This is a genomic window from Clostridium sp. SY8519, from assembly GCF_000270305.1.
In the GTDB taxonomy this organism is placed as follows: domain Bacteria; phylum Bacillota; class Clostridia; order Lachnospirales; family Lachnospiraceae; genus SY8519.
Map to the genome: position 1 here is coordinate 2,056,663 of NC_015737.1, position 25,519 is coordinate 2,082,181.

20 protein-coding genes are annotated in these 25,519 nt (G+C 51.0%); 15 read left to right on the forward strand and 5 right to left on the reverse strand.

Going from position 1 to position 25,519, the window contains the following annotated elements; all coding sequences use genetic code 11:
* The first annotated feature begins 129 nt into the window (after positions 1 to 129).
* The 3 genes from CXIVA_RS09635 (at position 130) to xdh (ending at position 7,271) form a co-directional block, all read left to right on the forward strand.
* Positions 130 to 3,783 carry an InlB B-repeat-containing protein gene (locus tag CXIVA_RS09635; protein WP_013977840.1) on the forward strand — a complete coding sequence of 1,218 codons (3,654 nt, stop codon included), beginning with the start codon at positions 130 to 132 and terminating at the stop codon, positions 3,781 to 3,783.
* 304 nt (positions 3,784 to 4,087) lie between these two features.
* Entirely contained in the window at positions 4,088 to 4,693 is a 606-nt protein-coding gene (locus CXIVA_RS09640; RefSeq protein ID WP_013977841.1) for a nucleotidyltransferase family protein, read from the forward strand.
* Positions 4,694 to 4,706: 13 nt separating this feature from the next.
* Positions 4,707 to 7,271, forward strand: a complete 2,565-nt coding sequence (gene xdh / locus CXIVA_RS09645; RefSeq protein ID WP_013977842.1) for a selenium-dependent xanthine dehydrogenase — start codon at positions 4,707 to 4,709, stop codon at positions 7,269 to 7,271.
* A gap of 197 nt (positions 7,272 to 7,468) precedes the next feature.
* Here xdh and CXIVA_RS09650 read toward each other — a convergent pair whose 3' ends face one another.
* Positions 7,469 to 8,107: a helix-turn-helix transcriptional regulator gene (locus tag CXIVA_RS09650; RefSeq protein WP_013977843.1), complete on the reverse strand. Its 639-nt coding sequence runs from the start codon at positions 8,105 to 8,107 to the stop codon at positions 7,469 to 7,471.
* 172 nt (positions 8,108 to 8,279) lie between these two features.
* On the opposite strand from CXIVA_RS09650, the gene hydA reads away from it, so the two are divergent.
* Positions 8,280 to 9,674, forward strand: coding sequence for a dihydropyrimidinase (gene hydA, locus CXIVA_RS09655; protein ID WP_013977844.1), 1,395 nt, complete (start codon positions 8,280 to 8,282; stop codon positions 9,672 to 9,674).
* A 22-nt stretch (positions 9,675 to 9,696) separates the two neighbouring features.
* Here hydA and CXIVA_RS09660 read toward each other — a convergent pair whose 3' ends face one another.
* Positions 9,697 to 10,044, reverse strand: coding sequence for a P-II family nitrogen regulator (locus tag CXIVA_RS09660; protein ID WP_013977845.1), 348 nt, complete (start codon positions 10,042 to 10,044; stop codon positions 9,697 to 9,699).
* 16 nt (positions 10,045 to 10,060) lie between these two features.
* A complete protein-coding gene (locus CXIVA_RS09665; RefSeq protein WP_013977846.1) occupies positions 10,061 to 11,302 on the reverse strand; it encodes an ammonium transporter in 1,242 nt (413 codons plus the stop codon).
* 384 nt (positions 11,303 to 11,686) lie between these two features.
* Here CXIVA_RS09665 and CXIVA_RS09675 point away from each other — a divergent pair, with 384 nt between their 5' ends.
* The 5 genes from CXIVA_RS09675 (at position 11,687) to CXIVA_RS09700 (ending at position 16,438) form a co-directional block, all read left to right on the forward strand.
* Positions 11,687 to 12,526, forward strand: coding sequence for an EFR1 family ferrodoxin (locus CXIVA_RS09675; RefSeq protein ID WP_013977847.1), 840 nt, complete (start codon positions 11,687 to 11,689; stop codon positions 12,524 to 12,526).
* A gap of 363 nt (positions 12,527 to 12,889) precedes the next feature.
* Positions 12,890 to 13,882: a flavodoxin family protein gene (locus CXIVA_RS09685; RefSeq protein WP_013977848.1), complete on the forward strand. Its 993-nt coding sequence runs from the start codon at positions 12,890 to 12,892 to the stop codon at positions 13,880 to 13,882.
* 21 nt (positions 13,883 to 13,903) lie between these two features.
* Entirely contained in the window at positions 13,904 to 15,109 is a 1,206-nt protein-coding gene (locus CXIVA_RS09690) for a class I SAM-dependent methyltransferase (protein WP_013977849.1), read from the forward strand.
* A gap of 132 nt (positions 15,110 to 15,241) precedes the next feature.
* Complete coding sequence (locus CXIVA_RS09695; protein ID WP_013977850.1) at positions 15,242 to 15,943, forward strand: FprA family A-type flavoprotein; 702 nt, start codon at positions 15,242 to 15,244, stop codon at positions 15,941 to 15,943.
* A gap of 27 nt (positions 15,944 to 15,970) precedes the next feature.
* Positions 15,971 to 16,438, forward strand: coding sequence for a VOC family protein (locus CXIVA_RS09700; RefSeq protein WP_013977851.1), 468 nt, complete (start codon positions 15,971 to 15,973; stop codon positions 16,436 to 16,438).
* A gap of 59 nt (positions 16,439 to 16,497) precedes the next feature.
* On the opposite strand, the gene CXIVA_RS09705 is transcribed toward CXIVA_RS09700, so the two are convergent.
* Complete coding sequence (locus CXIVA_RS09705; protein WP_013977852.1) at positions 16,498 to 17,334, reverse strand: LytTR family DNA-binding domain-containing protein; 837 nt, start codon at positions 17,332 to 17,334, stop codon at positions 16,498 to 16,500.
* Positions 17,335 to 17,807: 473 nt separating this feature from the next.
* Between CXIVA_RS09705 and CXIVA_RS09710 the strand changes: the two genes are divergently transcribed.
* The 6 genes from CXIVA_RS09710 (at position 17,808) to malQ (ending at position 24,727) form a co-directional block, all read left to right on the forward strand.
* A complete protein-coding gene (locus tag CXIVA_RS09710; protein ID WP_013977853.1) occupies positions 17,808 to 19,154 on the forward strand; it encodes an ABC transporter substrate-binding protein in 1,347 nt (448 codons plus the stop codon).
* 159 nt (positions 19,155 to 19,313) lie between these two features.
* Complete coding sequence (locus CXIVA_RS09715) at positions 19,314 to 20,165, forward strand: sugar ABC transporter permease (protein WP_013977854.1); 852 nt, start codon at positions 19,314 to 19,316, stop codon at positions 20,163 to 20,165.
* Positions 20,166 to 21,008 carry a carbohydrate ABC transporter permease gene (locus tag CXIVA_RS09720; protein WP_013977855.1) on the forward strand — a complete coding sequence of 281 codons (843 nt, stop codon included), beginning with the start codon at positions 20,166 to 20,168 and terminating at the stop codon, positions 21,006 to 21,008.
* 81 nt (positions 21,009 to 21,089) lie between these two features.
* Positions 21,090 to 22,103, forward strand: a complete 1,014-nt coding sequence (locus CXIVA_RS09725) for a LacI family DNA-binding transcriptional regulator (protein ID WP_013977856.1) — start codon at positions 21,090 to 21,092, stop codon at positions 22,101 to 22,103.
* A 26-nt stretch (positions 22,104 to 22,129) separates the two neighbouring features.
* A complete protein-coding gene (gene ugpC, locus CXIVA_RS09730) occupies positions 22,130 to 23,227 on the forward strand; it encodes a sn-glycerol-3-phosphate ABC transporter ATP-binding protein UgpC (RefSeq protein ID WP_013977857.1) in 1,098 nt (365 codons plus the stop codon).
* 12 nt (positions 23,228 to 23,239) lie between these two features.
* Complete coding sequence (gene malQ, locus CXIVA_RS09735; protein ID WP_013977858.1) at positions 23,240 to 24,727, forward strand: 4-alpha-glucanotransferase; 1,488 nt, start codon at positions 23,240 to 23,242, stop codon at positions 24,725 to 24,727.
* A 54-nt stretch (positions 24,728 to 24,781) separates the two neighbouring features.
* On the opposite strand, the gene CXIVA_RS09740 is transcribed toward malQ, so the two are convergent.
* Positions 24,782 to 25,375, reverse strand: a complete 594-nt coding sequence (locus CXIVA_RS09740) for a TetR/AcrR family transcriptional regulator (protein WP_013977859.1) — start codon at positions 25,373 to 25,375, stop codon at positions 24,782 to 24,784.
* Positions 25,376 to 25,519 lie beyond the last annotated feature (144 nt).

Below are 25,519 nucleotides of genomic sequence, written 5' to 3' on the forward strand. Positions count from 1 at the left end.
ATAAATCAACAGTTTTACATGAAACGCACAGAAAGGGGGAAAAATAGAAGAAATAAGCCCGAATATTTCGGGGTGAAACAATGATTTGCAGGACTGTTATGACTTGAGAAATTGAAGGAGAGGTAATCAATGATGAGTAAGTGGTTCCATTCTGCCTGGCAGACAGGAAGACGAAGCAGGACATGGATCCGCAGCATGGGGATTGTTCTTGCGGTAATTTTATGCTTTACGATGCTGTATGCCGTTCCGGCGTACGCATTATCGAACTCGGCCGTTATTGTACTGGATACCAATGGAGGCACAGGCGGAGGCAAAGTAACGATAACAGAAGAAAAAAAGGTGGCTGCGCCCCTGCCCGCCGCACAGCAGAACGGATACGTGTTTAACGGCTGGTGGACGAAAAACGGTGAAAAATGGGGCAGCATTCTGAAACCGGGAGACCGAGAACCGAGTTCCAGCACCACCTATTTTGCCCGCTGGACAGAAATCAGCGATACAACAGCGAAAACCAATACTTATTTTTACGGAAAGGCGGCAGACGACAGCAGCGGAAGCGTGACTTACAATTACGGTGAGATCGGTACCGTGAACAAGGGGTTTACATATAATTACGGAACCATCGGCACAGTACCCGCGGCCGCTGACAGCGGCACGTATAACTACGGAACCATTGAGAATTATGGTTCTGCGAAGGGCTCCTGGGGACTGAGCAATAACTACGGAGTAATTAAAAACAACAGCGGAAATGTAAAAGACAACTACGGCATCATCGAAAGCAGCAGCGGAACCGTTTCTTCAAACGACGGAACCGTAAAGAACAACACCGGTACCGTGAAAGAGACGGAAGAGGGGTCTGTCACCTATAATGAAGGCGGGACCATTTCGGAAGCGAGAAACGGCACGATATACAATTACAGCGGCACGGTAACACAGTACTGGGCCAGCGGCAGTCCGAAAGTATATAATTTCGCGGGCGGAACCTTTGCATATAACAGCAGCAGCGGTGGTGCCACGATCTATGATCTGGGTGGAAAAACATCCGGCAAACCGGGACGATACGACAAAACGCTTTCCTGTTACAAGGTGGATCTTGGCAACGGACTGGTGAAGAGCTATGACGGTGATTTTATCCAGGCAAAGGACGGCAGTGTATTCCTGCCGGAAGGCGGGACAGGAACACTGACGCCTGCAGAGGGTGTGGATCAGCTGTACATGACCGGCGGCGATCTGACGAAGAATAACGATGGAACATATACTGTTTCTAATGTGAAAAAAGATACGGCTGTCAGTGATGTGCCCAGCTATTCCATCAGTTACGACCTGGATGGAGGCACACTGGCAGACGGCGATTCGAATCCGGCGGTCTACACGTCGAAGGATACCGTCACGCTGAAGAATCCGCAGGATAAAAAGAACAGTGAATATACGGAATACCTGTTTGACGGCTGGACCGGAACGGGACTGGACGCACCCTCGAAAGAAGTTACCATTCCGGCCGGCAGCACGGGAGACCGGAGCTACAAAGCCACATGGAAGCCAAATCCGGACCTGATCACCATTACATTCAAATATGATGAAGATTCCAGGGGAATCGTAAAGAAATATGATAAGAGCCAGGCAGGAAGTGCATTTGGAAGCCTGCTGAAGGATGCAAAGCTGGACAGCTATGTCGACAGAACCGGGTATGACTTTGCCGGCTGGCATACCGAGGCGAAAGGCGGCGAGAAGATTGACAGCACTACGGCGCGGCCATCCGGGGACACCACCTTCTATGCCCACTGGAAGATCCGCACCGTGACCATTCAGCTGGATGGAAATGGCGGCACAGACGGCGGCAGCTTCACAGGAAAGTACAAAGAGACAATCGGTGTGATTCCGATGAGCACCCGCAGCGGTTACATTTTTAACGGCTGGTGGACCAAAGATAAAAAAGGAAACTGGGGCAGCGTGCTGAGTGCCCGTGACGGCTTCCCGGCACAGAACACTACTTACTATGCCCGCTGGACGAAAAAGACTGCGGACAATACCACTTCTTTTATCAACGGGACTTCTGGTTTTGACGGATTCTATGATGCCGCTGATGAGAACAGAGGAAACGTTTCCGACAACTATGGTGAAATCGGCCTGGTGACAGAAGGCGGAACGGTAGGGAACAACTACGGATCGATTGCCATTTACAAGGGAGGATCCATCTCCAATAACTATGGTCTGATCGAGAAGAACAAAGGAAGTCTGAATTACAACTACAACCTGCTGACGGAAAACAGCGGAGAAGTGGATTACAATGAAGGCTCGCTGAAAGAAAACAGAGGAAAACTCCATAACAATCGCGCAGATGTGACAAACAATAAAGGTACCGTTGATTATAATTACGGTGTTCTTAGGGTGAATGATGAGACCGGCGGTGTGGATGCCAACCACGGAGAAATTCAGTTCAACGCCGGAACTGTTAACAGAAATTACGGCAAAGTACGCAATTTCGGCGGCACGATTAAGCAGGGCAGCAAAGACGCGGAGACGACAGAATTCTACAAAGTTCTTCCGGGTTCCAGAGTAGAAAAAGTCACCTATGAAAAGGGATTCACGGAATTTAAGAATGCGGGCTGGCTGGAAGAGAAAAAAGGAATCGGTATCATTCGGGTAACACTCACCAGTGACGCGCTGGAGGAAGCCTTTACGGTAAAAGCAGACGGCTGCAGCATCGTGAAGAACGAAGACGGCAGTTATACGCTGCGTAATGCAGCAAAGGATGTAACGATCAGCGCTGAGCCGGCGGCATACAGGATTTCCTATGATCTGGGCGGCGGCAAAGGGGTGAACAAGACAAGCTATACCTTTGATGATGAGGCGTTTTCGCTGAATATACCGATCCGAAAAGGGTACACATTCACCGGCTGGAGCGGTACGGATCTGACGGGGGAAGACAACATGGAGGTTACCGTGCCGAAAAACAGTCACGGTAATCGCAGCTACCAGGCACACTGGAAGCCGGTTACCTACAAAATCAGCTATAAGCTGAAAGGCGGAACAATCAAAGGCGTAAACCCTGCTTCTTATACGGTTGAGACCGCCGGCTTTACCCTGCGTAACCCGAAGCGGGAAGGCTATGTTTTCACCGGCTGGACCGGAACCGGGTTAATGGGCAGTGCAAAGACAGTAACGGTGAAACGGGGAAGCACCGGAAACCGGATCTACCAGGCTTCCTGGAAACGACCGGCCATGACCGCGAAACTGACCGCTTCCGGTAATACGGCGCAGAAGCTGACCTGGAGCAAGGCAGGCGCCCGGAAGTACGAGGTATACCAGGTACTCTGCTCAGGAAGCAAATATAAGAAAATAGCGGAAACGAAAAAAACATCCCTGACTGTGAAGAACCTGAAAAAGGGAACCCAGTACAAATATTATGTCATTGCCCTGGATTCTTCCGGGAAACGGATCGCAAAATCCATGGTGGTGCACAGTATTGTGGGAAATTCCGCGGGAAGACTGACCAATGCGAAGTCGGTACGTGTGACCGCACCCAAAAAGAAAATCCGGGCAGGGCAGACGCTTCGCCTGAACGTGACGGCAAAAGGCGTGAAATCCGGCAGACGGCTTCTGTGGAAGGGACATACATCGGAATACCGATATCTTGTCCTGAGCACAGAGTATGCCGGCACGGTTTCGAATGCCGTGAAAGTCTATAAGAACGGCACAGTAAAGGGAATGTCCAAAGGAAAAGTGAAAGTGTATGTATTTGCGGCCAACGGCGTATCTGCATACATAACGCTGGAAGTGAAATAACAAAAAAATAGACAGGCAGCACGGACTGTGCGGAACATGCAGCAGCGGCCGGATAAGAGGGATTCTTATCCGGCCGCTGCTGTTGTGTACAAAAAGTAAAAAGCAAACAAAAAGTGTTTGAATATAGGAAAAATAGACAAATGGCAGGTAAAAAATAATAAAAAACTAACAAAAAGTAATAAGAGACTTGCAGAAAATAAACTGCTTTCGTATAATATAACTAACAAAAAGTTTTTATAAAAAAATAAAATTATGAAGTAATATATTGATGAGGTGCTGTGGCTAATAAAAGGGAGTGAGACAGTTGCTTAAGGAAAAACAGATATGGAACGGTCTGGTTTTGTCTGCTGGTCTTTCCAGCCGGATGGGAGCCTTCAAACCACTGCTTCCGCTGCGTGGAAAAACAGTCCTCGGATGTACAGTAGACAGCCTTCTGGCTGCAGGTGTCAGCGAAGTCACAGTAGTAACTGGATACCGGGGGGAGGAACTGGAGGCCTATCTGTCAGCACATTATGGAAGTAACGTGCGTATGATACGGAATCAGCAGTACAGGGACAGCGATATGCTTGCTTCTGTTTGTGTCGGACTGACACAGATGGCGCCATGCGCGGCGTTTTTTCTTTTGCCGGGTGATATGCCTTTTGTCAGCAGAGAGACGCTGCAGGCACTGATCCAGGCTCGGCTTGCTACCGGGAGCCCGCTTGTTTTTCCGGAACTGGACGGACGCCGCAAGCATCCGCCGCTGATTGACGCATCACTGATTCCGCAGATTCAGAGTTACTGCGGAACAGAAGGGCTGCGTGGGCTGTGGGACAGTTATCAGTCTGTGATTCGAACCGTTCCCGTCAGTGATACGGGAGTAGGGATCGATCTCGATACAGGAAATGATTATGCGATGTATGCATCATAGGAGGAGGAACAGAATGTACCAGGTAAAAATCAACGGAACCGTATATCATTCGGAACAGGACAAAAAGCTGCTCCGGTTTCTGAGGGATGATCTTCATCTTACGGCGACGAAAGACGGGTGCAGTGAAGGCGCCTGCGGGACCTGTACGGTGTTGGTGGATGGAAAGAAGACAAAGGCCTGCGTAGTGTCTTTAAGCAGACTGGAAGGAAAAGAAGTTCTGACCGTGGAGGGGATTGATCCGGAGGAAATGAAAGTCTACGAGCATTGCTTTGCGGAAGCCGGTGCGGTACAATGCGGTTTCTGCATTCCGGGTATGGTGATTTCCGCAAAGAGCCTGCTGGATGTCAACTGCAATCCGACCCGGGCAGATGTGAAAAAAGCAATCCAGGGGAATTTGTGCAGATGTACCGGCTATAAAAAGATTGAAGAAGCAATCCTTCTGGCGGCGGATTTCTTCCGGGAAAAGCGTAAGATTCCAAAGAATCCCACCACTCTGCATATGAATGAACGGTTCAAACGGATTGACGCGGCAGAAAAAGTAAATGGCAGCGGAATCTATGCGGATGATATTGAAATAGAAGGGATGCTGTACGCAAAGCCGGTATTTTCAAAATATCCGCGCGCAAGAATCGAACGAATTGATATCAGCAAAGCGGAACAGCATCCGGACTGCGTCAAAGTGCTGACAAAGAAAGACGTACCCTGCAACAAAATCGGTCATATTAAGCAGGATTGGGATGTAATGATGGGAGAAGGAGACATTACCAGATATGTGGGAAATGTACTGGCGGTAGTGGCCACTCCGGACAAAGATAAGCTGGAAGAGATTGCCGATCTGGTAGAAGTGGAATATACCGAGCTGGATCCTGTAACCGATCCCTTTGACGCGCTCAAAGGAGATGCGCCTCTGATTCATCCGGATGGAAATATTATGAGCCGGGCAAATCTGGTTCGCGGAGATGCGGATGAAGCCATCAAAAACTCGAAATATGTCGTTACAAGAAAATATAAGACTTCCTGGCAGGAACATGGTTTTATGGAACCGGAATGCGCAGTTGCGCTTCCGGAGGGAGAAAACGGGATTCTCGTATACACTACAAGCCAGTCTGTATATGATGTACAGAGAGAATGTTCCACGATGCTTGGTGTGGAGCCGGAGCGTGTACACGCGCGAGCCAGCCTGGTAGGCGGTGGCTTTGGCGGGAAAGAAGATATGACGGTGCAGCCGTATGCGGTTCTCATGGCATGGATCACGAAAAAGCCGGTCAAAGTGAAATATTCCCGACAGGAATCCCTGGATTATCATGTAAAAAGGCATCCGATGGAGATGGAATTTACTACAGCCTGTGATGAAAATGGCAGACTGACGGCCATGAAGGGAATCATTATTGCGGATACAGGTGCCTATGCGTCGCTGGGCGGCCCGGTTCTGCATCGTGCCTGTACACACGCGGCTGGTCCTTACAATTATCAGAACATTGATATTTTCGGGATGTCAGTATATACAAATAACTGCGTGTCCGGCGCCTTCCGCGGCTTTGGCGTGACCCAGAGCTGTTTCGCGACAGAAATGAATATCAATCTTCTGGCAGAAATGGTGGGTATTGATCCCTGGGAATTCCGTCGGAGAAATGCGATCAAACCGGGAGATGTACTGCCAAACGGACAGCTGGCTGATCCAAATACGAATATGGAGGCCTGCCTGGATGCCATTAAAGAGACATATTATGCCCATCCTTATGCCGGTATTGCCTGCGGATTCAAAAATGCCGGAACCGGTATGGGGAAGAAAGATATCGGAAGAGTGCTTTTATCCATAGAAAATGGAAAAATTCATATCCGCACATCGGCTTCCTGCATGGGGCAGGGAATTGGCCAGATGGTTCTGACAGAAATCTGCCACGTGACAGATCTGGATCCCGCACTGTTTGTGTTTGAAACAGCGGATACCGTTCGGACGCCGGATTCCGGGACTTCTACCGCCTCCAGACAGACGGTGGTGACCGGGGAAGCTGCCCGGCGTGTCGGAGAAAAACTGAAGACTGCATTGGACAGCGGAAAAACAATAGAGGAACTGGAAGGCAAAGAGTTCTTCGGAGAATATTCCGTGAAATCCGATCCTCTGGGAGCAATCAAAGAGAATCCAATCAGTCATGTGTCTTACTCTTATGGCGCGCAGGTGGTGATCCTGAATGAAGAAGGGAAAATCGAAAAGGCTGTATCGGCCTTTGATGTGGGTACGCCAGTGAATATCCAGTCTGTGGAAGGTCAGATTGAAGGCGGGATGCTGATGGGAATCGGTTATGGAGTTACAGAGAAATTCGAATGCGTGGACGGCCGTCCGAAGAGCCGCTTCGGTACGATTGGCTTTATGCGCGCTATGGAGGCACCGGAACTGGAGGTCATACTCTGCCAGCCGGCAGAGGAAGACAAACTGCCGTATTCCCTGGGGGCAAAAGGCTGCGGCGAGCTTTGCATGATACCGACAGCGCCGGCATGCGCGCATGCATATTACCGTCTGGACGGGAAATTCCGAAACAGCCTGCCGCTGAAAGATACCTATTACAGAAAAGCATAAATGCAGGGATTGAAAAAGGTTTTATAATAAAAACGCCTGGGCCGAAAGAGGGTCCGGGCGTTTTTACCTGGAGCGCAGAAATCCCAAGGACAAAAATAAGGAATCATCTTGCGCAGGGCGGAAAGTATGCGTATAATAAAAGCTGACAAAAAGTTTTTTGCGCTAAATAAAAGTATACACCATAAGTGGGAGTCGATTCAGATCGATTTGATCTCGTCCAGATAACTGTACAGCGTATATTTGGAAATTCCCAGAAACTGGCAGACTTTCGGGCCGGATTTTGTGATCAGAAACGCGCCGGCATCGTTCAGCTGACGGATGACCTGGACTTTGTCTTCCCGGCTCATTAATGCCACGGGTTTGCCGATATTGCTGACACTCTGCTCCAGCAGTTCCTGCAAGAGGTCACTGACATTCAGGGCAATGGTTTCATTTTTTTCGGTGTCCGGACTGGTGCCGGTAATGGAATGGAGAAGATTCTCCGTGGCAAGCATCAGTGAGATATCATAATTGATGCCAAAGATGCCGATGATATTTCCACTGTCATCCCGGATGTAGATGGTGCTGGATTTGAGAATCTTGCCGTCTCTGGTTCTGGTAAGATACGCCAGCCGGTCTTCCCGGATGGTTTCCCGGTGGAGCAGTGATTCCAGAACGATGTGGGAGGGGCCGTCACCGACTTTCCGGCCGGTTACGTGACCGTTCTCAATGGCAATGATGGAATGTTCCGGATCGAAGGCCTGCAGGTCGTGAACCACGACTTCACAGTTGGAACCGAACTGACAGGCGATTCCATGGGCAATACTGGTGTATAGATCAATAAGGGATTTTTTCATGACAGGCCTCCTTGAATAAAAACTTCACTACTGTAAGTTGTGAAGTATTTCTTCAAGTGTAACAGCAACACATGAAAAATTCAAGACAATTATTTATTCCGGCTGAAAAAAAGTAATGCGATTGCCGAGCTTTTCAATGAAACAGAAGGCCTGCCCGGCAGCAGGAAAGGTGATGGAAATGAAAACACTGGTAAAAAACGGAACCTTGGTAACAGAAACAGGAGTATTTCCCGGAGATCTTCTGATTGAAGACGGGAAGATAGCAGCAATTGCGGAATCCCTGGAAGCGCCGGAGGCAGAGGTGATCGACGCTTCCGGGACCTATGTCCTTCCGGGGGCAGTGGATATTCATACCCATATGGACCTGGATGTAGGCATTGCCCGGGCGGTGGATGATTTTTACACTGGAACAGTGGCCGCGGCCTGCGGCGGGACCACCACAATCGTGGATCATCTAGCCTTCGGCCCGAAGGGGTGCAGTCCCTGGGAACCCATCCGGGAATACTACCGTCTGGCAGACGGCAACGCAGTGATTGACTATGGGTTTCATGGGGTTCTGCAGCATGTGAATGAAGACGTGCTGCGTGATATGGCAGATCTTGCGCAGCAGGAAGGGATCACCAGCTTTAAAGTCTATATGACCTACAATGACATGCTGCAGGATGAAGAAATTCTGCAGGTGCTGGAGCAGGCGAAAGCAAAGAATATCATGATTGCCTTCCACTGTGAGAATGACGGAATTGTCACACATCTGCGAAAAAAATTTGTGCGGGAACAGCACACAGAAGCCCGCTTCCATCCCTTGAGCCGTCCGGCAGAAGCGGAGGCGGAAGCCGTGAACCGCCTGCTGTATCTGGCACAGGTGGCCGGGGAGGCCCCGGTCTATGTGGTCCATCTGTCTTCGGAAAAAGGACTGGAAGAAGTGATGCGCGCCAGACTGCGGGGGCAGAAACATTTCGGCGTGGAGACCTGCCCCCAGTACCTTCTGCTGACGGACGCGGCCTATGAAGATCCCCAGGAGGGGCTGAAAGCGATTATGTCCCCGCCGTTAAGAAAAGAGAAGGATCAGGAGGCTCTGTGGCAGGCGCTGCGCGAGGGAGAAATTGATACCGTGGCAACGGATCACTGCCCGTTTACCTTCGCAAATCAGAAGCAGCAGGGAGCGAAAGACTTTACTGCATGCCCCAGCGGAGCGCCCGGCGTGGAAGAACGCCTGCGCCTGATGTATTCCGAAGGGGTAAGAAAAGACCGGATCACCCTGCAGCAGCTGGCAGAATACTGCTGCACCAATCCGGCCCGGATCGCAGGCCTGTATCCGAAAAAAGGCGTACTGCGGCAGGGCGCGGATGGGGATCTGGTGCTGCTGGATCCACGGAAAGAAACGGTGTTATCCGCCCGCGGAATCCATGGCGCCGCGGATTATACCTGCTACGAAGGCTGGAAACTGTCCGGCGCCATTGCGCTGGTGATGCAGCGCGGGCAGGTGATCGTCCGGGAGGATCAGTTCCTGGGTGCCCGCGGAGCAGGACAGTATCTCAAACGGGGAACCAGCAGCCTGTGCCGGTAACTACCGCAGCCATCAGACTGTGTCAGTAAATAGCGCTTGGTCCGTGTTCGCCGGTGCGGATCCGGACCGCGTCTCTTAATTCATAGATAAAGATCTTGCCGTCTCCCGGATTTCCGGTGCGGGCAATGGCCGCAATGGTATCCACCACTTTTTCCGCCCACTTTTCATCAGAGACTACGATTTCAAATTTGATTTTCGGCAGCATGTTGATGGCGACTTTGCTGCCTCGGACAATCTGCGTGTACCCTTTCTGGGTACCGCAGCCCATCACCTGGGTCACGGTAATGCCGTGTACGTCGATGGCGTTCAGGGCGTCTTTGATATCCTCATATAATTCTTCCCGCACAATGGCGTCAATTTTTATCATCATAATGCAGATTCCTTTCCTAATCCAGACCGTTGAAGGACGGATATGCGTTCTCGCCGTGCTGTGTAAGATCCAGACCACGGCGCTCTTCTTCCGGTGTTACCCGCAGAGGGGTGAATAAGGAGACGAGTTTCGCGCAGATCCAGGTGCCGATGACGGCAATGGCAATGGTAATGACAATGGAGATCAGCTGTGCCCGGAACAGGTGCCAGTCACCGAAGACCAGACCGTTCCAGCGTGCCACAGGATTGATGGAACGCCGGGTAAACAGACCGGTGGCAATGCCGCCCCAGATTCCGCCGATTCCATGGCAGCCGAAGGCGTCCAGCGCATCGTCATATCCGAAAAACTGCTTGACTCTGGAAATCATCAGATAACACAGGGGGCTGACCACAATGCCGGTAATCAGGGAAGCCCATACCGGCAGGAAGCCGGCGCCCGGCGTGATGGCCACAAGTCCCAGTACAGCGCCGGTGGAAGCGCCTACCACAGTGGGTTTGCCCTGCACGATGACATCCATGATCATCCAGGTCACCATGGCGGCGGCACAGGAGGTGTTGGTGGTAATAAAGGCGTGGGACGCGAGTACGCCTGCGCTCAGCGCGCTTCCGGCATTGAAGCCGAACCAGCCGAACCAGAGGAGGGAGGCCCCCAGCAGAATAAACGGAATATTGTGTGTCCGGTAAGAGACTTTATTATATCCCAGGCGTCTGCCCAGCATAATGGACAGAATCAGTCCGCTGACACCGGAACTGATGTGTACCACATTGCCTCCGGCAAAATCCACTGATCCGAGGATTTCACCCAGAAATCCGCTTTTTCCCCATACCATGTGAGCCAGCGGATAGTATACCAGAAGGGACCAGAAAATAATGAAGAAAAACAGCGCTTTGAACCGGATCCGTCCGGCCACGGAGCCGGTGATCAGCGCCGGCGTGATCAGCGCGAACATCATCTGGAAGGCAGCATAGGTAAAGGAAGGAATCGTCGGCGCGTAGGCGCTGGAGCTGTTTTCCAGATTCATGAAGCAGAAATTCTTCAAAGAACCGATGATGCCGAAATGATCGCCGCTGAACGAGAGGCTGTATCCCACAAGAATCCACATTACCGACGCCACTCCCATGATAAAGAAGGAAGACATCATGGTGTTCAGGACATTCTTGCGCCGTTCCATGCCTCCGTAAAAGAATGCGAGCCCCGGTGTCATGAGCATGACAAGGGCGGTTGAGATGATGATAAATGCCGTATCTCCGTGATTCATGTTAGCCCCCCGAAATAGTAAAGTAATGAAAAGGCTGCGCTGCAGGTTTTGCCCTTTGCCGGAAAAAGCGTGCCCTGGTGTATGGAACAACCGGATGCAGGGAGCGCCCCGGACAGCGGATGCCTTTCGCGCAAATAAAAAAAGGCGTCAGGAACGAGCGGTTCCTGACGCCTTTGTCAGACTACGGAGTTTAGATTACCATTCTGTGGATGAGCTGTCAATAAAAACAGGAAAATTTCTGAAGGCTGAAAACCAGGACATCCGTATTTCGCTGACTTCTCGGAAGGAGGTTCTTGTGATAAAATAAATGGGAGAAGAAGAAACGGAAAGAACCAGGGCAGGAACAGCGCCCGGATCCCCGGTATGCGGGCAGGGAGGAATGGAATGATCAGACGAATACACGCAGTATATTTCAGCGCCGGGGGCAATACGGCAGGTACGGTGATGAAAACAGCCGCCTCTATCGGGAACCGGTTCGGCCTCCGGGTGCAGACGGATGACTTTACCCGTCTCCGGGATCACAGCCGGGAAAGGGCTTACGGACCGGAAGATCTGGTGATTTTCGGCGTGCCCACATATGCGGGGCGGGTGCCCAATAAGATGCTTCCCTGCATCCGGCAGCTTTTTCATGGGGACAGGACCCAGGCGGTGGCCCTGGTAACCTTCGGCAACCGCAGCTTTGACAGTTCGCTGGCGGAACTTACCGAAGAGCTGACAGGGAACGGGTTTCATGTCATCGCGGCAGCGGCCGTGGTCTGCCCCCACAGTTTCGCGAATATCGGCGGCGGCAGGCCGGACCGGGAAGACCGGAAAATTCTGAAACAGTTCGCGGCGGATGTGGTGGCGAAGATCCGTGCCTGCGAAGGAATCCGGCCGGAAGACGACAGGCTTCCGGAGGCGGTCTCCCTGGGGGATTACGGTAAGGTGGGGCCATACTATGTTCCTATGGGGATGGATGGTCAGCCGGCTGTGTTTCTGAAAGCAAAGCCAAAGACAGACAGCAGAAAGTGCAGCCAATGCGGAATCTGCGCAGAAGGCTGTCCGATGGGTTCCATTTCTTTTGAAAACCCTGCGCAGGTCAGCGGAATCTGCATCAAATGCCAAGCATGTGTCAAAGGGTGCCCACAGAAGGCAAAATATTTTGATGATCCGGCGTTCCTGTCCCATAAGCAAAAACTGGAAACGGATTACCGGCGGCGGGCGGAACTGAAAGTGTTTCTCTGAGAAAAACAGAGGGCGTCCGGACCGAAAGGAATTTTTTCGTAGGAAACCGGCAGACGGGCAAACCGAAAGGAATATCTCTGAGGAAACCGGCAGGTGTTTATCCGGAAAAACGATTACACAGAACAGCGGATCAGGTCTTTTCCCCGGGGTCCCTCCTGGCGGGAACAAATGAGGGAAACCCGCTGTTTTCAACGGGCTCCGGTGATTCGGGCCGGACAGCAGCCGGCGGAACCGGGCCGGAAAGGCATTGGAAATAATCGGATTATTGCATTGACGGAGATTTGAGACGGAAAGAACGTATATGATAAAATAAAAGAGAAATACAGAGACAGACAGCCAGTATGGCGGAAAGCGAGTGAAAAGATGAAGATTTTAGGCGTATCACTGGGAACCAGAAACGGAAACAATGACACCATGTGTCGGGTTGCGCTGGAGGCTGCGCAGGAAGCAGGGGCAGAGATCGAATTTATCCACCTGTTTGACTGGGATATCAAGTACTGCAGCGGCTGTGTGGCATGTTCCAGAGGTCTGGTGATGGGAAAAGGCATGATCTGCACCCAGAAAGATGACTTCAAGGCACTGTATGAAAAGATGGTGGAAGCTGACGGTGTGCTGTTTGTAGATCCGATTTACGAATCCGGCGGATCCGGCCTGTTCCATGTCATTACCGACCGTATGGGCCCCGGACACGATACCGGACTGATGTTTGGCGCCAATGAACAGATGAAAGCGGCTGGCAAGGAAGGTCTGGATGCGAAATATTTCAAACAGAAAGCTATTTCTTTTGTAGGAATCGGCGGTTCTGACTGGGCGGTTCGCGTGGAGACGGATCACGCGATGCTGGCCATGAGCCCGGGATGGAAGGTAATCAACAACGAATTTTTCTCCTGGAGCAAAGATGTTATCATGCAGGATGACAAGATCGCCCGGATGCAGGAGATCGGACGCAATCTGGTGGAAGCTGCGAAAGAGATTGCGGAAGACAACGCAAAGTGCCATGCATTCCCGATCGCGGAACTGACAGAAAAGTCCTACTGGAAAGGTACTCCGGGTACCTGCCCGCATTGCCAGGGCAATGCCTTCTATATTTTCCCCGGAACAACACATGTAGTCTGTGAGCTCTGTGGACTGGAAGGCACGCTGAAGATCGTGGACGATGCCTTTACCTTTGATTTTGACCCTTCCACCGAGTGGCATGCCCATGATACTATGTCAGGAAAGAAAGCCCACGGAGATGATATTTTTGAAAATGAAGGCCGTCTGATGAATCTGGGCAAAGATCCGGAATTCAAGGCAAGAAAGGCACACTATACATCAGTAATTGCGCCGACACCGTCTCCGTCGAAAGAAAAATAAGCAGACAGAAAGGAAACACCTGTGGGACAGGCAGCAAGAAAGAAGCGCATTCTGGCTCCGCTGCAGAGAATCGGACTGAATAAAATTAACGATATTGCCGCCGGGCTGAAGGAGCAGTTTGGCGAAGCGAAAGCGGAAGAAATCATGAACGAGTGGGAGCGCCTTTCGGCGCTCCCCGGAACAGCGGAAGGAGCAGGCGCGCAGAATGCGCTTTACGAATATCTGAACAGTGATTTTGCCCTGAGTATGCTGGTGGCGTGCTATACAGACGCCGCGATTATCCGGCAGTTTGCGTTGTGGATTTACGAGCACCGGGAGCTGTTCGGCGGCACGATATTGGATGTGGGATGCGGGACCGGCATCCTCACCTGCTTTCTGGCATTGGTTCTTCCGGAGGCCAGGATTTTCGCGGTGGACCGTTCGGAAAACTGTATCCGGACCGCTCGGAAAATACAGGAGATCATGCAGGCGGAAAATGTGGAGTTTTGCCGGATGACGGCAGAGGAACTGCAGGGCAGGACCTTTTCCACGGTGCTGTCTGCCCGCACCTTCCATGAGAATATCGGCATCCGCCGGACGGAATACCGGTTCCGCGGATTTTCAGAACAGGCAGAGATCTATCGGCAGATCTATCTGCCTTATTGCCGTACTTTGAGTGAACGGACCGCGCCGGGAGGAACTCTGATCTGCATGGAGAGGAACCATATGGATACGGAATTTTACGGGATGCTGCAGGCGCTGGCAGACTGCGGCTGCCGGGTTCGCCCGGACAGCCTGACGGAGCTTTCCTGCGAGGAATCCGATTTTCGGGAAAAATCCTCGTTTTTATGCATGGCCGCTGATCGGACGGCCTGCGGGGAGGCAGACGCAGAACCGGATGCTTTGGACAGGGAAGAACTGTTTCGGGTCTGGAGTGAGAGAGCTTTCAGCAGGAGCGGAGATCCGGAGCACTTCACCCGCCCGCAGACCGACTGGTATGTGGAACAGCATGCCGGGGAACTGCTGGAAGGGTATGCCACGTATGATGACAGCGGGACCCAGCTGGCCCGGGCCTGCCTGTACCGGGACAGGAGTGATCCGGACGTGTTTCTGATGCATCAGGCCAATTACGGACAGGCGGGCGTGCAGGTGCTTCCCATGGAGGCCCTCGGGGAAGCCAGGGAGATCTTTGCGGATCACAGAAGAGTGGATGCGGCCCGTGGATTTCAGGTAAGGCCTGTCATCTGAGATCTGTCATCGAAAACATGTCTTCCGAGAAACTGTCTGAAATGTTGCGGACGCAACAGCGTTGACTGGGAAAAGCCGATAGTATTTTTACAGAACGTATGGAAAGCAGACAAAAGTCAAGGAGGACCAATTATGATATACAAAATTTCCGAGCGGGTAACCGTGCTTGGCAGCGCCGTGCAGAAGCCGAGTATCAGCATTACTTTTCTGGGCTATCTGGTGCGCGGGGAGAAAAATATTCTCATTGACACCGCACCGGAGAAAAAGGCGGAAGCCTACCTGGAGGAACTGGAGTCACAGATTGATCTGGGGGAGATTGACGCAGTGATCCAGAATCATTCTGAAGGCGATCACAGCGGGGCACTGAAGAAGATTTTGCCGAAGCTTCCGGGTGTGCCGGTATACTGCACGGAAGCCTGCAAAAAGAACCTGGCCGGGCATTTTCCGGATACGGAATTTATTGCGGTAGAGGATCGGTCTGAACTGCAGCTGGGCGATCTGAAATTCCGCTTTTATCATACACCGGGCCTGCACTGGCCGGATAATATGGTAACCTGGCTGGAAACAGAAAACATTCTGTTTTCCAATGATCTGTTCGGTCAGTATACCGCTGCGGAACCTCCGCTGGATACCGAACTGTCAGAAGAAGTGCTGCTGCAGGGAACAGAAAGCTATTTCAACAAGGTGTTCGGGCCATCATCACCGGAAGAGCGTCAGGTGATCGAAGAGATTCTCGCGCTGGTGCCTCAGACGATTGCTGTGGGCCATGGCGTGATTCTCAGGGAGAAAATCCACCTTGTGGCAGAATACTATCGCAGTAAAATCAAAGGATAGAAGGACAGCAAACGGAGGCAGAGCCTTATGGTGACCATCAGCGGAGTGAATCATTTTGCCATCAGTGTGCCGGATCTGGAAGAAACCATTGCCTGGTATCACCGGGTATTTGGATTTGAAGTCTTTGACCGGTCAGAGATTCCCGGCGAGGGGATTAAAGTATGTCATATGACGGGACATGGGCTGATTCTGGAGGTCTTCCAGCCGCCCGGCGGATGTACACTGCCGCCGGAACGAAGGATTCCCAATGCGGATCTGATGGTCAACGGCAACAAACATCTGTCCTTTGGCGTCCCGGATGGAGAGACCGCGAAACAGCAGCTTCTGGCAGACGGCGTGGAGCTGGTGTTTGAGGCAGAAGTAGACGATACATACGGAATCTTTATCCATGACAACAGCGGAAATCTGATCGAGATTTTTGAGGAAAAGGGTCCCTGGTACGACCGGATCGCGGAACAGCTGCAGGGGGTACGGCCCAAAGAAGAGCAGGGGTAGTGTTCAGAAAAGAATATGACACAGCAGACTGAAAGCCTGGTGGGAACAATGGAAACCGTTTAATGCCGGTTCCACTGTTCGCTCCAGGCTTTCAGTTCGTTGCGGAAAGCGGTGTATTTCTTTTCCGGGATCGGCAGGGCGGTGCCGTCTGCCAGGGTCAGGGTAAAACGGCGGATCGAACGGATATACAGCGGATTCACCAGATAACTGTGGTGGGGACGGAGAAATGCGTCCGGCGCCTGGCGGATGTATTCGGCAAGGCGCTCCATGGAAGGCAGGGAACCGTTCTGGGTATGCACCAGGGAATGGCGTCCTTCGTCGCAGTTTTCAATCCAGCGGATGTTGGTGGAAAGGTAACTGTAGGTCTCTCCCTGGCGGCCGCGGAACAGGAGGTAACGCGCGGTGTCCCGGGGAAAGAAAACTTCGGTTTCTTCCTGGGGGATATGATCGGTATGGACGTCATATACAGGGTTGCGCTCGTTATTTTTGACGGTGTTTGTGATATGGATGACGAGGATGCGCGGAATCCGTTCTTTCTGTCCGTCCGGATGGGTGATGGTTTTCTCTGCCCAGGTATACTGGAGCCTCTGATTGTGGGCATGGGTGACGCCGTCGGGGTAATGGGTGAAAACCCGGTATTTCAGGATGACTTCACAGGCGTGGGGAGCCGGAACGACGGCTTTGGCGGATATGCTGCTCATGGTGAAGAGCAGGGGGTGGTTTTTCTGGGTTTCCCAGAGATCCAGGATTCCCTGCCGGGATGTAAGAATCTGATTGTCTCTGGGTCCGATCCAGAGAATGTTTTCATCAATGGAATTGAAAAAGGGAGACAGATTGCCTTTGTAGTATTCACGAATGATATAGACAGATCTGCGGATAATATCATTGCGTTTCATAAACAAGTTACCTCAGTAGTTTTATAAAAGTATAATTATGATAACAGAAAAAATATAAAATGGGAATATGTATACAAATTTGAGGTTTGCATAGTGTATACGCGGTGAAACAGGAGGGATTCCCGGGTGGAAAAAGAAGAGAGACGGAAGGGTTCTAATGAATTTCCATAGATGTTTCCATGAAGATTTCCAAATAATGTGGAAACGTTTCCAAACATAAAACATACAGAATAAGAAATATGTATAATAAAAATGACGAAAAACCAGACGACATACACAAATGGAAACGTTTCATATTGGAATAACTGCCGAAAAATTGAAAATTAACCGGATGATATTGTAAATAAAATACAAACCATGTAAAATACAGGTAACTCGAAAGTAATTGATTTGGAAACGGAAAATAAAAAGATTTTGGAAACGTTTCCAAATCAGGTTTTCACTTAGGGAAACAAATCAAGGAGGAGAAAATTATGAAGAAAAGATGGGTTGCCATCGCACTGGTTGGCGCAATGGCCGGTACAATGCTTGCAGGATGCGGAAGCAGTTCTTCAGGGGGAAATTCCGGCAGCGCGTCCGGTTCTTCCGCCGGAGCAGAGACCACAAAGAGCTCCGGAAAAGGATCTGTTTATTATCTGAATTTCAAACCGGAGGCAGATAAGGCATGGAAGAGCCTGGCCAAGGAATATCAGAAAGAGACCGGTACGGAAGTTAAGGTCGTGACGGCGGCATCCAATGAGTATGAGACGACTCTGACCAGTGAAATGGGCAAGAGCGGCGCTCCTACATTATTCCAGGTAAATGGTGTCAACGGCTTAAAGAACTGGAAAGATTACTGCTATGATCTGTCCGGCTCCGATGTGTACAAACAGCTGACCAATGATGCGTACACACTGAAGGACGGCGACAAAGTGGACGGTATCGCTTATGTAACCGAGTGCTACGGCCTGATCGTGAATACGAAGCTGTTAAAGAAAGCCGGCTACACCACCAAAGATATCCAGTCCTTCAAAGATCTGAAGAAAGTTGCGGAAGACATCACCAAGAGAAGCAGCAAGCTGGGATTTGCGGCATTCACATCCGCAGGTATGGATGGTTCCTCCGACTGGAGATTCAAGACCCATCTGGCAAATATGCCGATTTACTTTGAGTACAAAGATGAAGGCGTAGATTCCTCCGAGACCCTGAAGGGAACCTATCTGGACAATTACAGAAACATCTTTGATCTCTATATCAACAACAGCACCTGCAAGGGATCCGAACTGTCCTCCAAGACAGCGGATGACTCCGAATCCGAATTCACCAAAGGCAAGGCAGTATTCTTCCAGAACGGTTCCTGGGAATACGCAAACCTGAAAAAAGCAGGCATGAAAGATGACGAACTGGCAATGATCCCCATCTATATCGGCGCCGGCGATGAAGCAAAACAGGGCTTATGCAGCGGTACCGAGAACTACTGGTGTGTAAACAGCCAGGCAAGCAAAGAGGACATTCAGGCAACGCTTGATTTCATGAACTGGTGTGTAACCTCCAAGACAGGTACCAAGGCAATGGCAGATGACATGGGATTCAACATTCCGTTCAAGAAAGCACAGAAAGCAACCAACCTGTTCCTGAAAGAAGACAAGGAAATGACAGATTCCGGCAAGACACCGGTATCCTGGGCGTTCTCAACCATCCCTTCCGAAGAATGGAAGAATACTCTGGGCAATGCGCTGACCGCTTATGCAGCAAAACCGACCGATGCGAACTGGAAAGAAGTGAAATCCGCATTTGTTGACAACTGGGCTGAAGAATACAAAATTTCTTCAAATGAATAATTGAACGTAACAGTATCCATATTTTGCAACATCATGGACAGGCAGGTGACCTGCCTGTCCATTTTTGACTTTCCGATCCGCTGAATCGGAAGGGAATCTGTCTGCAGAAGACCGCAGGGCATCTGGACAGATCCCGGAATTTCTCAAAGGGAGGAACTTATGGAAAAGGCATTAAAGAAATATTCGCCGATTTTCGTTATTCCTACACTGGCAGCTTTCGTTATCGGATTTATCATACCGTTTATTGAAGGCCTCTATCTCTCCTTCTGCCGGTTCACTACCGTCGGAAATGCTCAGTTTGTAGGGGTGAAGAACTACGTTTACGCATTGTCAGACAAGATGTTTACCCATTCATTCCTGTTTACCGTACTGTTCGCGGTGGTCTCTATTCTGACCATCAACATCGGCGGACTGGGACTGGCACTGCTTCTGACACGCAAGCTGAAGGGAACCAATATTTTCCGTACCATCTTTTTTATGCCGAACCTGATCGGCGGCATCGTGCTGGGTTATATCTGGCAGATCCTGATCAACGGTGTGCTTTCCGTAGTGGGCAAACCGCTGCTTGCGCTGAATTCCACCGCAGGCTACTGGGGCATGATTATTCTGATGGCATGGCAGCAGATCGGATATATGATGATTATCTATATCGCCGGACTGCAGAATGTGCCGGATGATATCGTGGAAGCCGCGGCCATTGACGGCGCATCTTCCATGAAGACATTCTGGAAAGTCAAACTGCCGATGATTATGCCGTCGATTACGATCTGTGTATTCCTGACGCTGACCAACTCCTTCAAACTGTTTGACCAGAACCTGGCGCTGACCGCCGGAGAGCCGAAGCATATGACGGAGATGCTGGCGCTGAATATCTACAATACCTTCTATGCCCGTGCCGGCATGCAGTGGAAGGGCTACGGACAGGCGAAGGCAGTGATCTTCTGCGTGATCGTCATCGTACTGTCAATCATTCAGCTGAAAACTACCCGCTCAAAGGAGGTGCAGCAGTAAATGAAAACCAAAAGAAAAGCTTCAAATTACATCTGGATGGTTCTGCTGATTATTCTTGCCTGCTTTTACATCTATCCGGTCTTTATGATTCTGATGAACTCCCTGAAGCAGGAGGACGCCATCGGCACAGCTACCGTATTTCAGCTTCCCACCAGTGAAACCTTTGCCCGGCTGGCGAACTACTGGCAGGCAATTACTGCCCAGGGCTTCCTGAAAAGTTTTGGATACAGTGTTCTGATTACTGTAACATCGGTTATCGTGATTCTGGTGTGCTGCTCCATGTGCGCATGGTACATCACCCGGGTAAAAAGTAAATTCGCGAAAACCTGCTACTACTTATTCGTATTTTCCATGGTAGTTCCGTTTCAGATGGTTATGTTTACCCTTTCCCAGACGGCTGACAGCCTCGGACTCAACAAACCCTGGAATATTTTCATTATTTACCTGGGATTCGGCGCAGGCCTGGCGGTCTTTATGTTTGCCGGATTCATGAAGTCCATTCCCCTGGAAATCGAAGAGGCGTCCATGATTGACGGATGCAATCCGATCCAGACCTTCTTCCTGGTGGTATTCCCGATCCTGAAGCCGACCCTGGTATCTGTTGGTATCCTGGAAGCGATGTGGGTATGGAACGACTATCTTCTGCCTACACTGGTGCTGGATCTTACGAAATATAAGACCATCCCGATGCTGATCCAGTATTTCCGCGGCAGTTATGGAAAAGTGGAAATGGGGCCGATGATGGCAAGTATCATCATGACGGTGATTCCGATTGTCATTGTATACCTGCTTGGTCAGAAACATATTATTAAAGGAGTCGCTGCAGGCGCAGTCAAAGGCTGATCCGGCAGCAGGATTCCGCTGTATGCGAAATACAGGCCGTATCTGCCGACAGGCGGAGCGAAAGAAGAGGGGGAGTGCTGTATGACAATAAAAGATGTGGCCAATGAGTCCGGATATTCTGTCGGTACGGTGTCCCGCTGTCTGAATCATGCGCCGGGCGTATCGGAAAAAGCCAGGCGCGCGATCATGGCAGTGGTGGACAAGCATCATTTCCGGCTGAACAGCAATGCCAGAAATCTCAAACAGCAGCATCAGCAGGCGGGAATCGCGATTGTCATCAAAGGAATGCAGAATATGCTGTTTGCGGAAATCATGGAAAAAATCCAGGGAATGATCACACGCAAGGGCTATGAGGCGCTGGTCTACTACTTTGAAGAAGATGAGAACGAAGTGCTGGCAGCCAAAGAAATTGTGGAGGAACGCAGGCCCCAGGGCATTCTGTTCCTGGGCAGCAATCTGGAAAACTTCGAACATGATTTTGAAGGAATCAATATCCCCTGTGTACTGGTAACAAATTCCGGCGCGCACCTGAACAATCCGCTGGTCTCAAGCGTAAGCACGGATGACCGGACGGCAGCGGAATACGCCATTGATCAGCTTGTGGAAAAGGGACATCGTCAGATTGGAATCTTGGGCGGAAAACGCAGTTCATCCAATGCGGCCGGCAGTCGGTTCCTGGGCTGTGAAGACGCGTTCCGCAAGCACCATCTGGATTATGGAGACCAGAAACAGTATGAAGAAGCATACTTTAATATTCCGTCCGGCTACACAGCGATGAAACACCTGTTAAGCCGGATGCCGGAACTGACAGCGGTCTTTGCCATGTCGGATACACTGGCAATCGGGGCGATCCGCGCGCTCCTGGACAGCGGAAAACGTGTCCCGGAAGATGTGTCCGTCATTGGTTTTGACGGGTTGGAGATCGGTAATTATATGCAGCCGCGGCTTACAACCATCCGCCAGCATCAGGAACGGATGGCAGAACGCAGTGTGGACATCCTGCTGGACTGCATCGAGCAGAATGCTATGGCAGTCCATGAGATTGAGGCGTTTCATCTGGTACCGGGCGAAAGTATCGCAGCAAATGAGAAGTAACTGATTCGCAGTAGGAGGAACATGTAATGGCAGGCATTACTTTTAAAAATGTAGAAAAAACTTATGAGAATGGAGTCACTGTAATCAAAGATCTGAATCTGGAAATCAAAGACAAGGAATTTATCGTTCTGGTAGGTCCCTCCGGATGCGGAAAATCCACCACGCTGCGTATGATTGCCGGCCTGGAGGATGTGACTGCCGGAGATCTGCTGATTGGTGACAGAAAAGTCAATAACGTGGCACCGAAAGACCGGGATATCGCAATGGTATTCCAGAGTTACGCGCTGTATCCGCATAAGACAGTATACAAGAATATGTCTTTTGCGCTGGAACTGGCAAAAGTCCCGAAAGATGAAATTGACCGGAAGGTACGGGAAGCGGCAAAGATTCTGGAACTGGAAGAGTTCCTGGACAGAAAGCCGAAAGCGCTGTCCGGCGGCCAGCGTCAGCGTGTGGCATTAGGGCGCGCAATGGTCAGAAACCCTTCGGTATTTCTTCTGGACGAACCGTTATCCAACCTGGACGCAAAGCTTCGTACGGAGATGCGCAGCCAGATTTCCGCCCTGCATAAAAGACTGCAGACCACCTTTGTCTATGTGACCCATGACCAGACGGAAGCCATGACCATGGGAGACCGGATCGTAGTAATGAAAAAAGGAGTGATCCATCAGATTGATACCCCGCAGAATCTGTATAACAAACCCTGCAATATGTTTGTGGCCGGATTTATCGGCACACCGGAGATGAATTTTGTGGACGCGAAGGTCGAGAAGACGGCGGCAGGCTATGACCTGGTCTACGGCAGCAGCCGCGCCCATATGAACCGGGCGGAACTGGATCCGTATGTGGGCAAAACAGTGGTCCTTGGAATTCGGCCGGAACATCTGCTGGGCGATCGGGACAGTCTGGCAGCACATCCGGAGAGCATCATGAAGGTGCATGTCAGCCTGGCGGAAATGATGGGATCGGAGATTAATGTATACAGTGAATACGCAGGTGCCAGCTGGATCGCGAAAGTGCCGTCCCACCTGAATATTCAGACGGATGATGACGTGGAGCTTACACTGGATCCGGAGCGGATTCATGTATTTGACAAAGAGACAGAGTATGTGATCTGTCAGTAAGGGAGCGAAGGATTGAAAAGAGCAAGCGGAGTATTGATGCATATCAGTTCGCTGCCGTCTCCCTGTGGAATCGGAACCATGGGACAGGCAGCGTATGAATTTATTGATTTCCTGGCGCGGGCAGGCCAGTCCTTCTGGCAGATTCTTCCGATCGGTCCCACCAGCTATGGAGATTCTCCGTATCAGTCGTTTTCCACCTTCGCGGGCAATCCGTATCTGATCGACCTGGATGAGCTGAAAAAGGAAGGCTGGCTTCTGGCTGGTGAATATGAGGACTGCGGCTGGGGAGATGATAATACCCGGACTGACTATGGCGTATTGTATCAAAAGCGTTATCCGGTGCTGCGCCGGGCAGTGAAACGGATGATGGAGCATCCGCCGGAGGAGTACCGGCAGTTCTGCCGGTCCCAGGCGGACTGGCTGGAAGATTACGCGCTTTTTATGACTTTGAAATCACAGAAAGGCGGAAAAGCCTGGTATGAATGGGATATGCCATGGAAAACCAGGAATAAAGAGGCCCTGCAGCAGGCAGAGGAGACCTGGCAGGAGGAAGTTGTTTTCTGGAAAGCGGTACAGTATCTGTTTTTCCGGCAGTGGAATCAACTGCGGCACTACGCCGAAGAGAAGAAAATTCAGATCATCGGGGATCTGCCGATCTATGTGTCCTATGACAGTGTAGATGTCTGGTCCCACCCGGAACTGTTTCAGCTGGATGGAGAACTGCGTCCCCTGGCGGTTGCCGGATGCCCGCCGGACGGGTTTTCCGCTGACGGACAGCTGTGGGGCAACCCACTGTTTGACTGGAAAGGAATGGCAGCAGACGGGTATGACTGGTGGATCCGGCGAATTGAGCATCAGTGCCGGGTATACCATGTGCTGCGGATCGACCATTTCCGTGGATTTGATTCGTATTATTCCATTCCTTTCGGTGCGCCGGATGCCAGCGGGGGACACTGGGAAGAAGGGCCGGGGGTTGCCCTGTTCCGAACCCTGAACGATAAGATCGGACGCCAGCACATTATTGCGGAAGATCTGGGGTTTTTGACGGATTCGGTACGGAAGCTCCTGGCGGACTGCGGATTTCCGGGAATGAAAGTGATGGAGTTCGCTTTTGACAGCAAGGCATCGGATAATGCGGAGTATCTGCCCCATAGTTATCCGCGGCACTGCATCGCCTATATCGGAACCCATGATAACGAGACGGCGAAGGGATGGCTGGAAAGCCTGTCCCCGGAGGATTTCCGCTATGCCAGAGACTATCTGCGGTTAAGCGATAACCGGCAGGATCATTACTGGGAAATGCTCCAGGCACTCTGGGCGACCGCGGCGGATATCACGATTGTGCAGGCCCAGGATCTGCTGGGACTGGGGGCGGAGGCACGGATGAATGTTCCTTCCACCACCGGCGGAAACTGGTGCTGGCGCGCGGCGCCCGGCGTCTTTGATGACGCGCTGGCAGACAGGATCCGATACAGCTGTGATCTGTATTGCCGATGCTGATTCCGGGAAGCAGAGGCAGGGATGCCGTAGATACGCGAATGTCGGCTTCGCGGGTTATGTGGGAGAGCGGCCGGGATCCGTATATTCCGGAAATACCGCTAAAATTCCTTCCATGGAGATCGTGCTGGCCATCCGGCTGAGTTCCTCGATGGAGCTGCCCTTCGGATCGGTGAGCCAGCGACGGTACATGGCCAGGATGCCGGTGGTAAAATATTCGGTATAGTACAGAAGCTGATTTTCTGGTTTAAAAGTATGAGATTTCGCCGCCTGCAGAATCGCTTCATAGAAAATGTCGTGGACACACTGCCAGAAAAAAGAACGGTTGGGTCCGCGGGAAATCTGCTGAAAGAATTCCAGATCCTCCAGTATGGTGTCATCCAGCATCTGGAAAAGAGCCGATGCGTAAAAAGGGTGGCTGTCCATGGCAGTGGAATTCTGCAGCAGCTCGGAGAGTCCCGCCATGCGTTCGCGCAGAAATTCTGTCAGAACTTCATCGGTGGTGCTGTAATGTAAATAAAAAGTTTTTCGGTCGATGTTTGCCCGCCGCGCGAGTTCGGCGATGGATATTTTCCCGTTTGGCTTTTCCAGAAACAGGCTTTTGTAAGCCTGCCGGATGGCCAGACGGGTTTTTTTAATTCTTCGGTCCATGAATAATCCTCATTTTCGTTAGTACAGTGGAATAAGATACATCTGCAGGCAGAATGACCATTGTGATTGGGGCTTTCTGATATTATAATCCACACATGTAGAAAAAACAACATAATAGTGGATTTCGATAGATATAGAAAATGA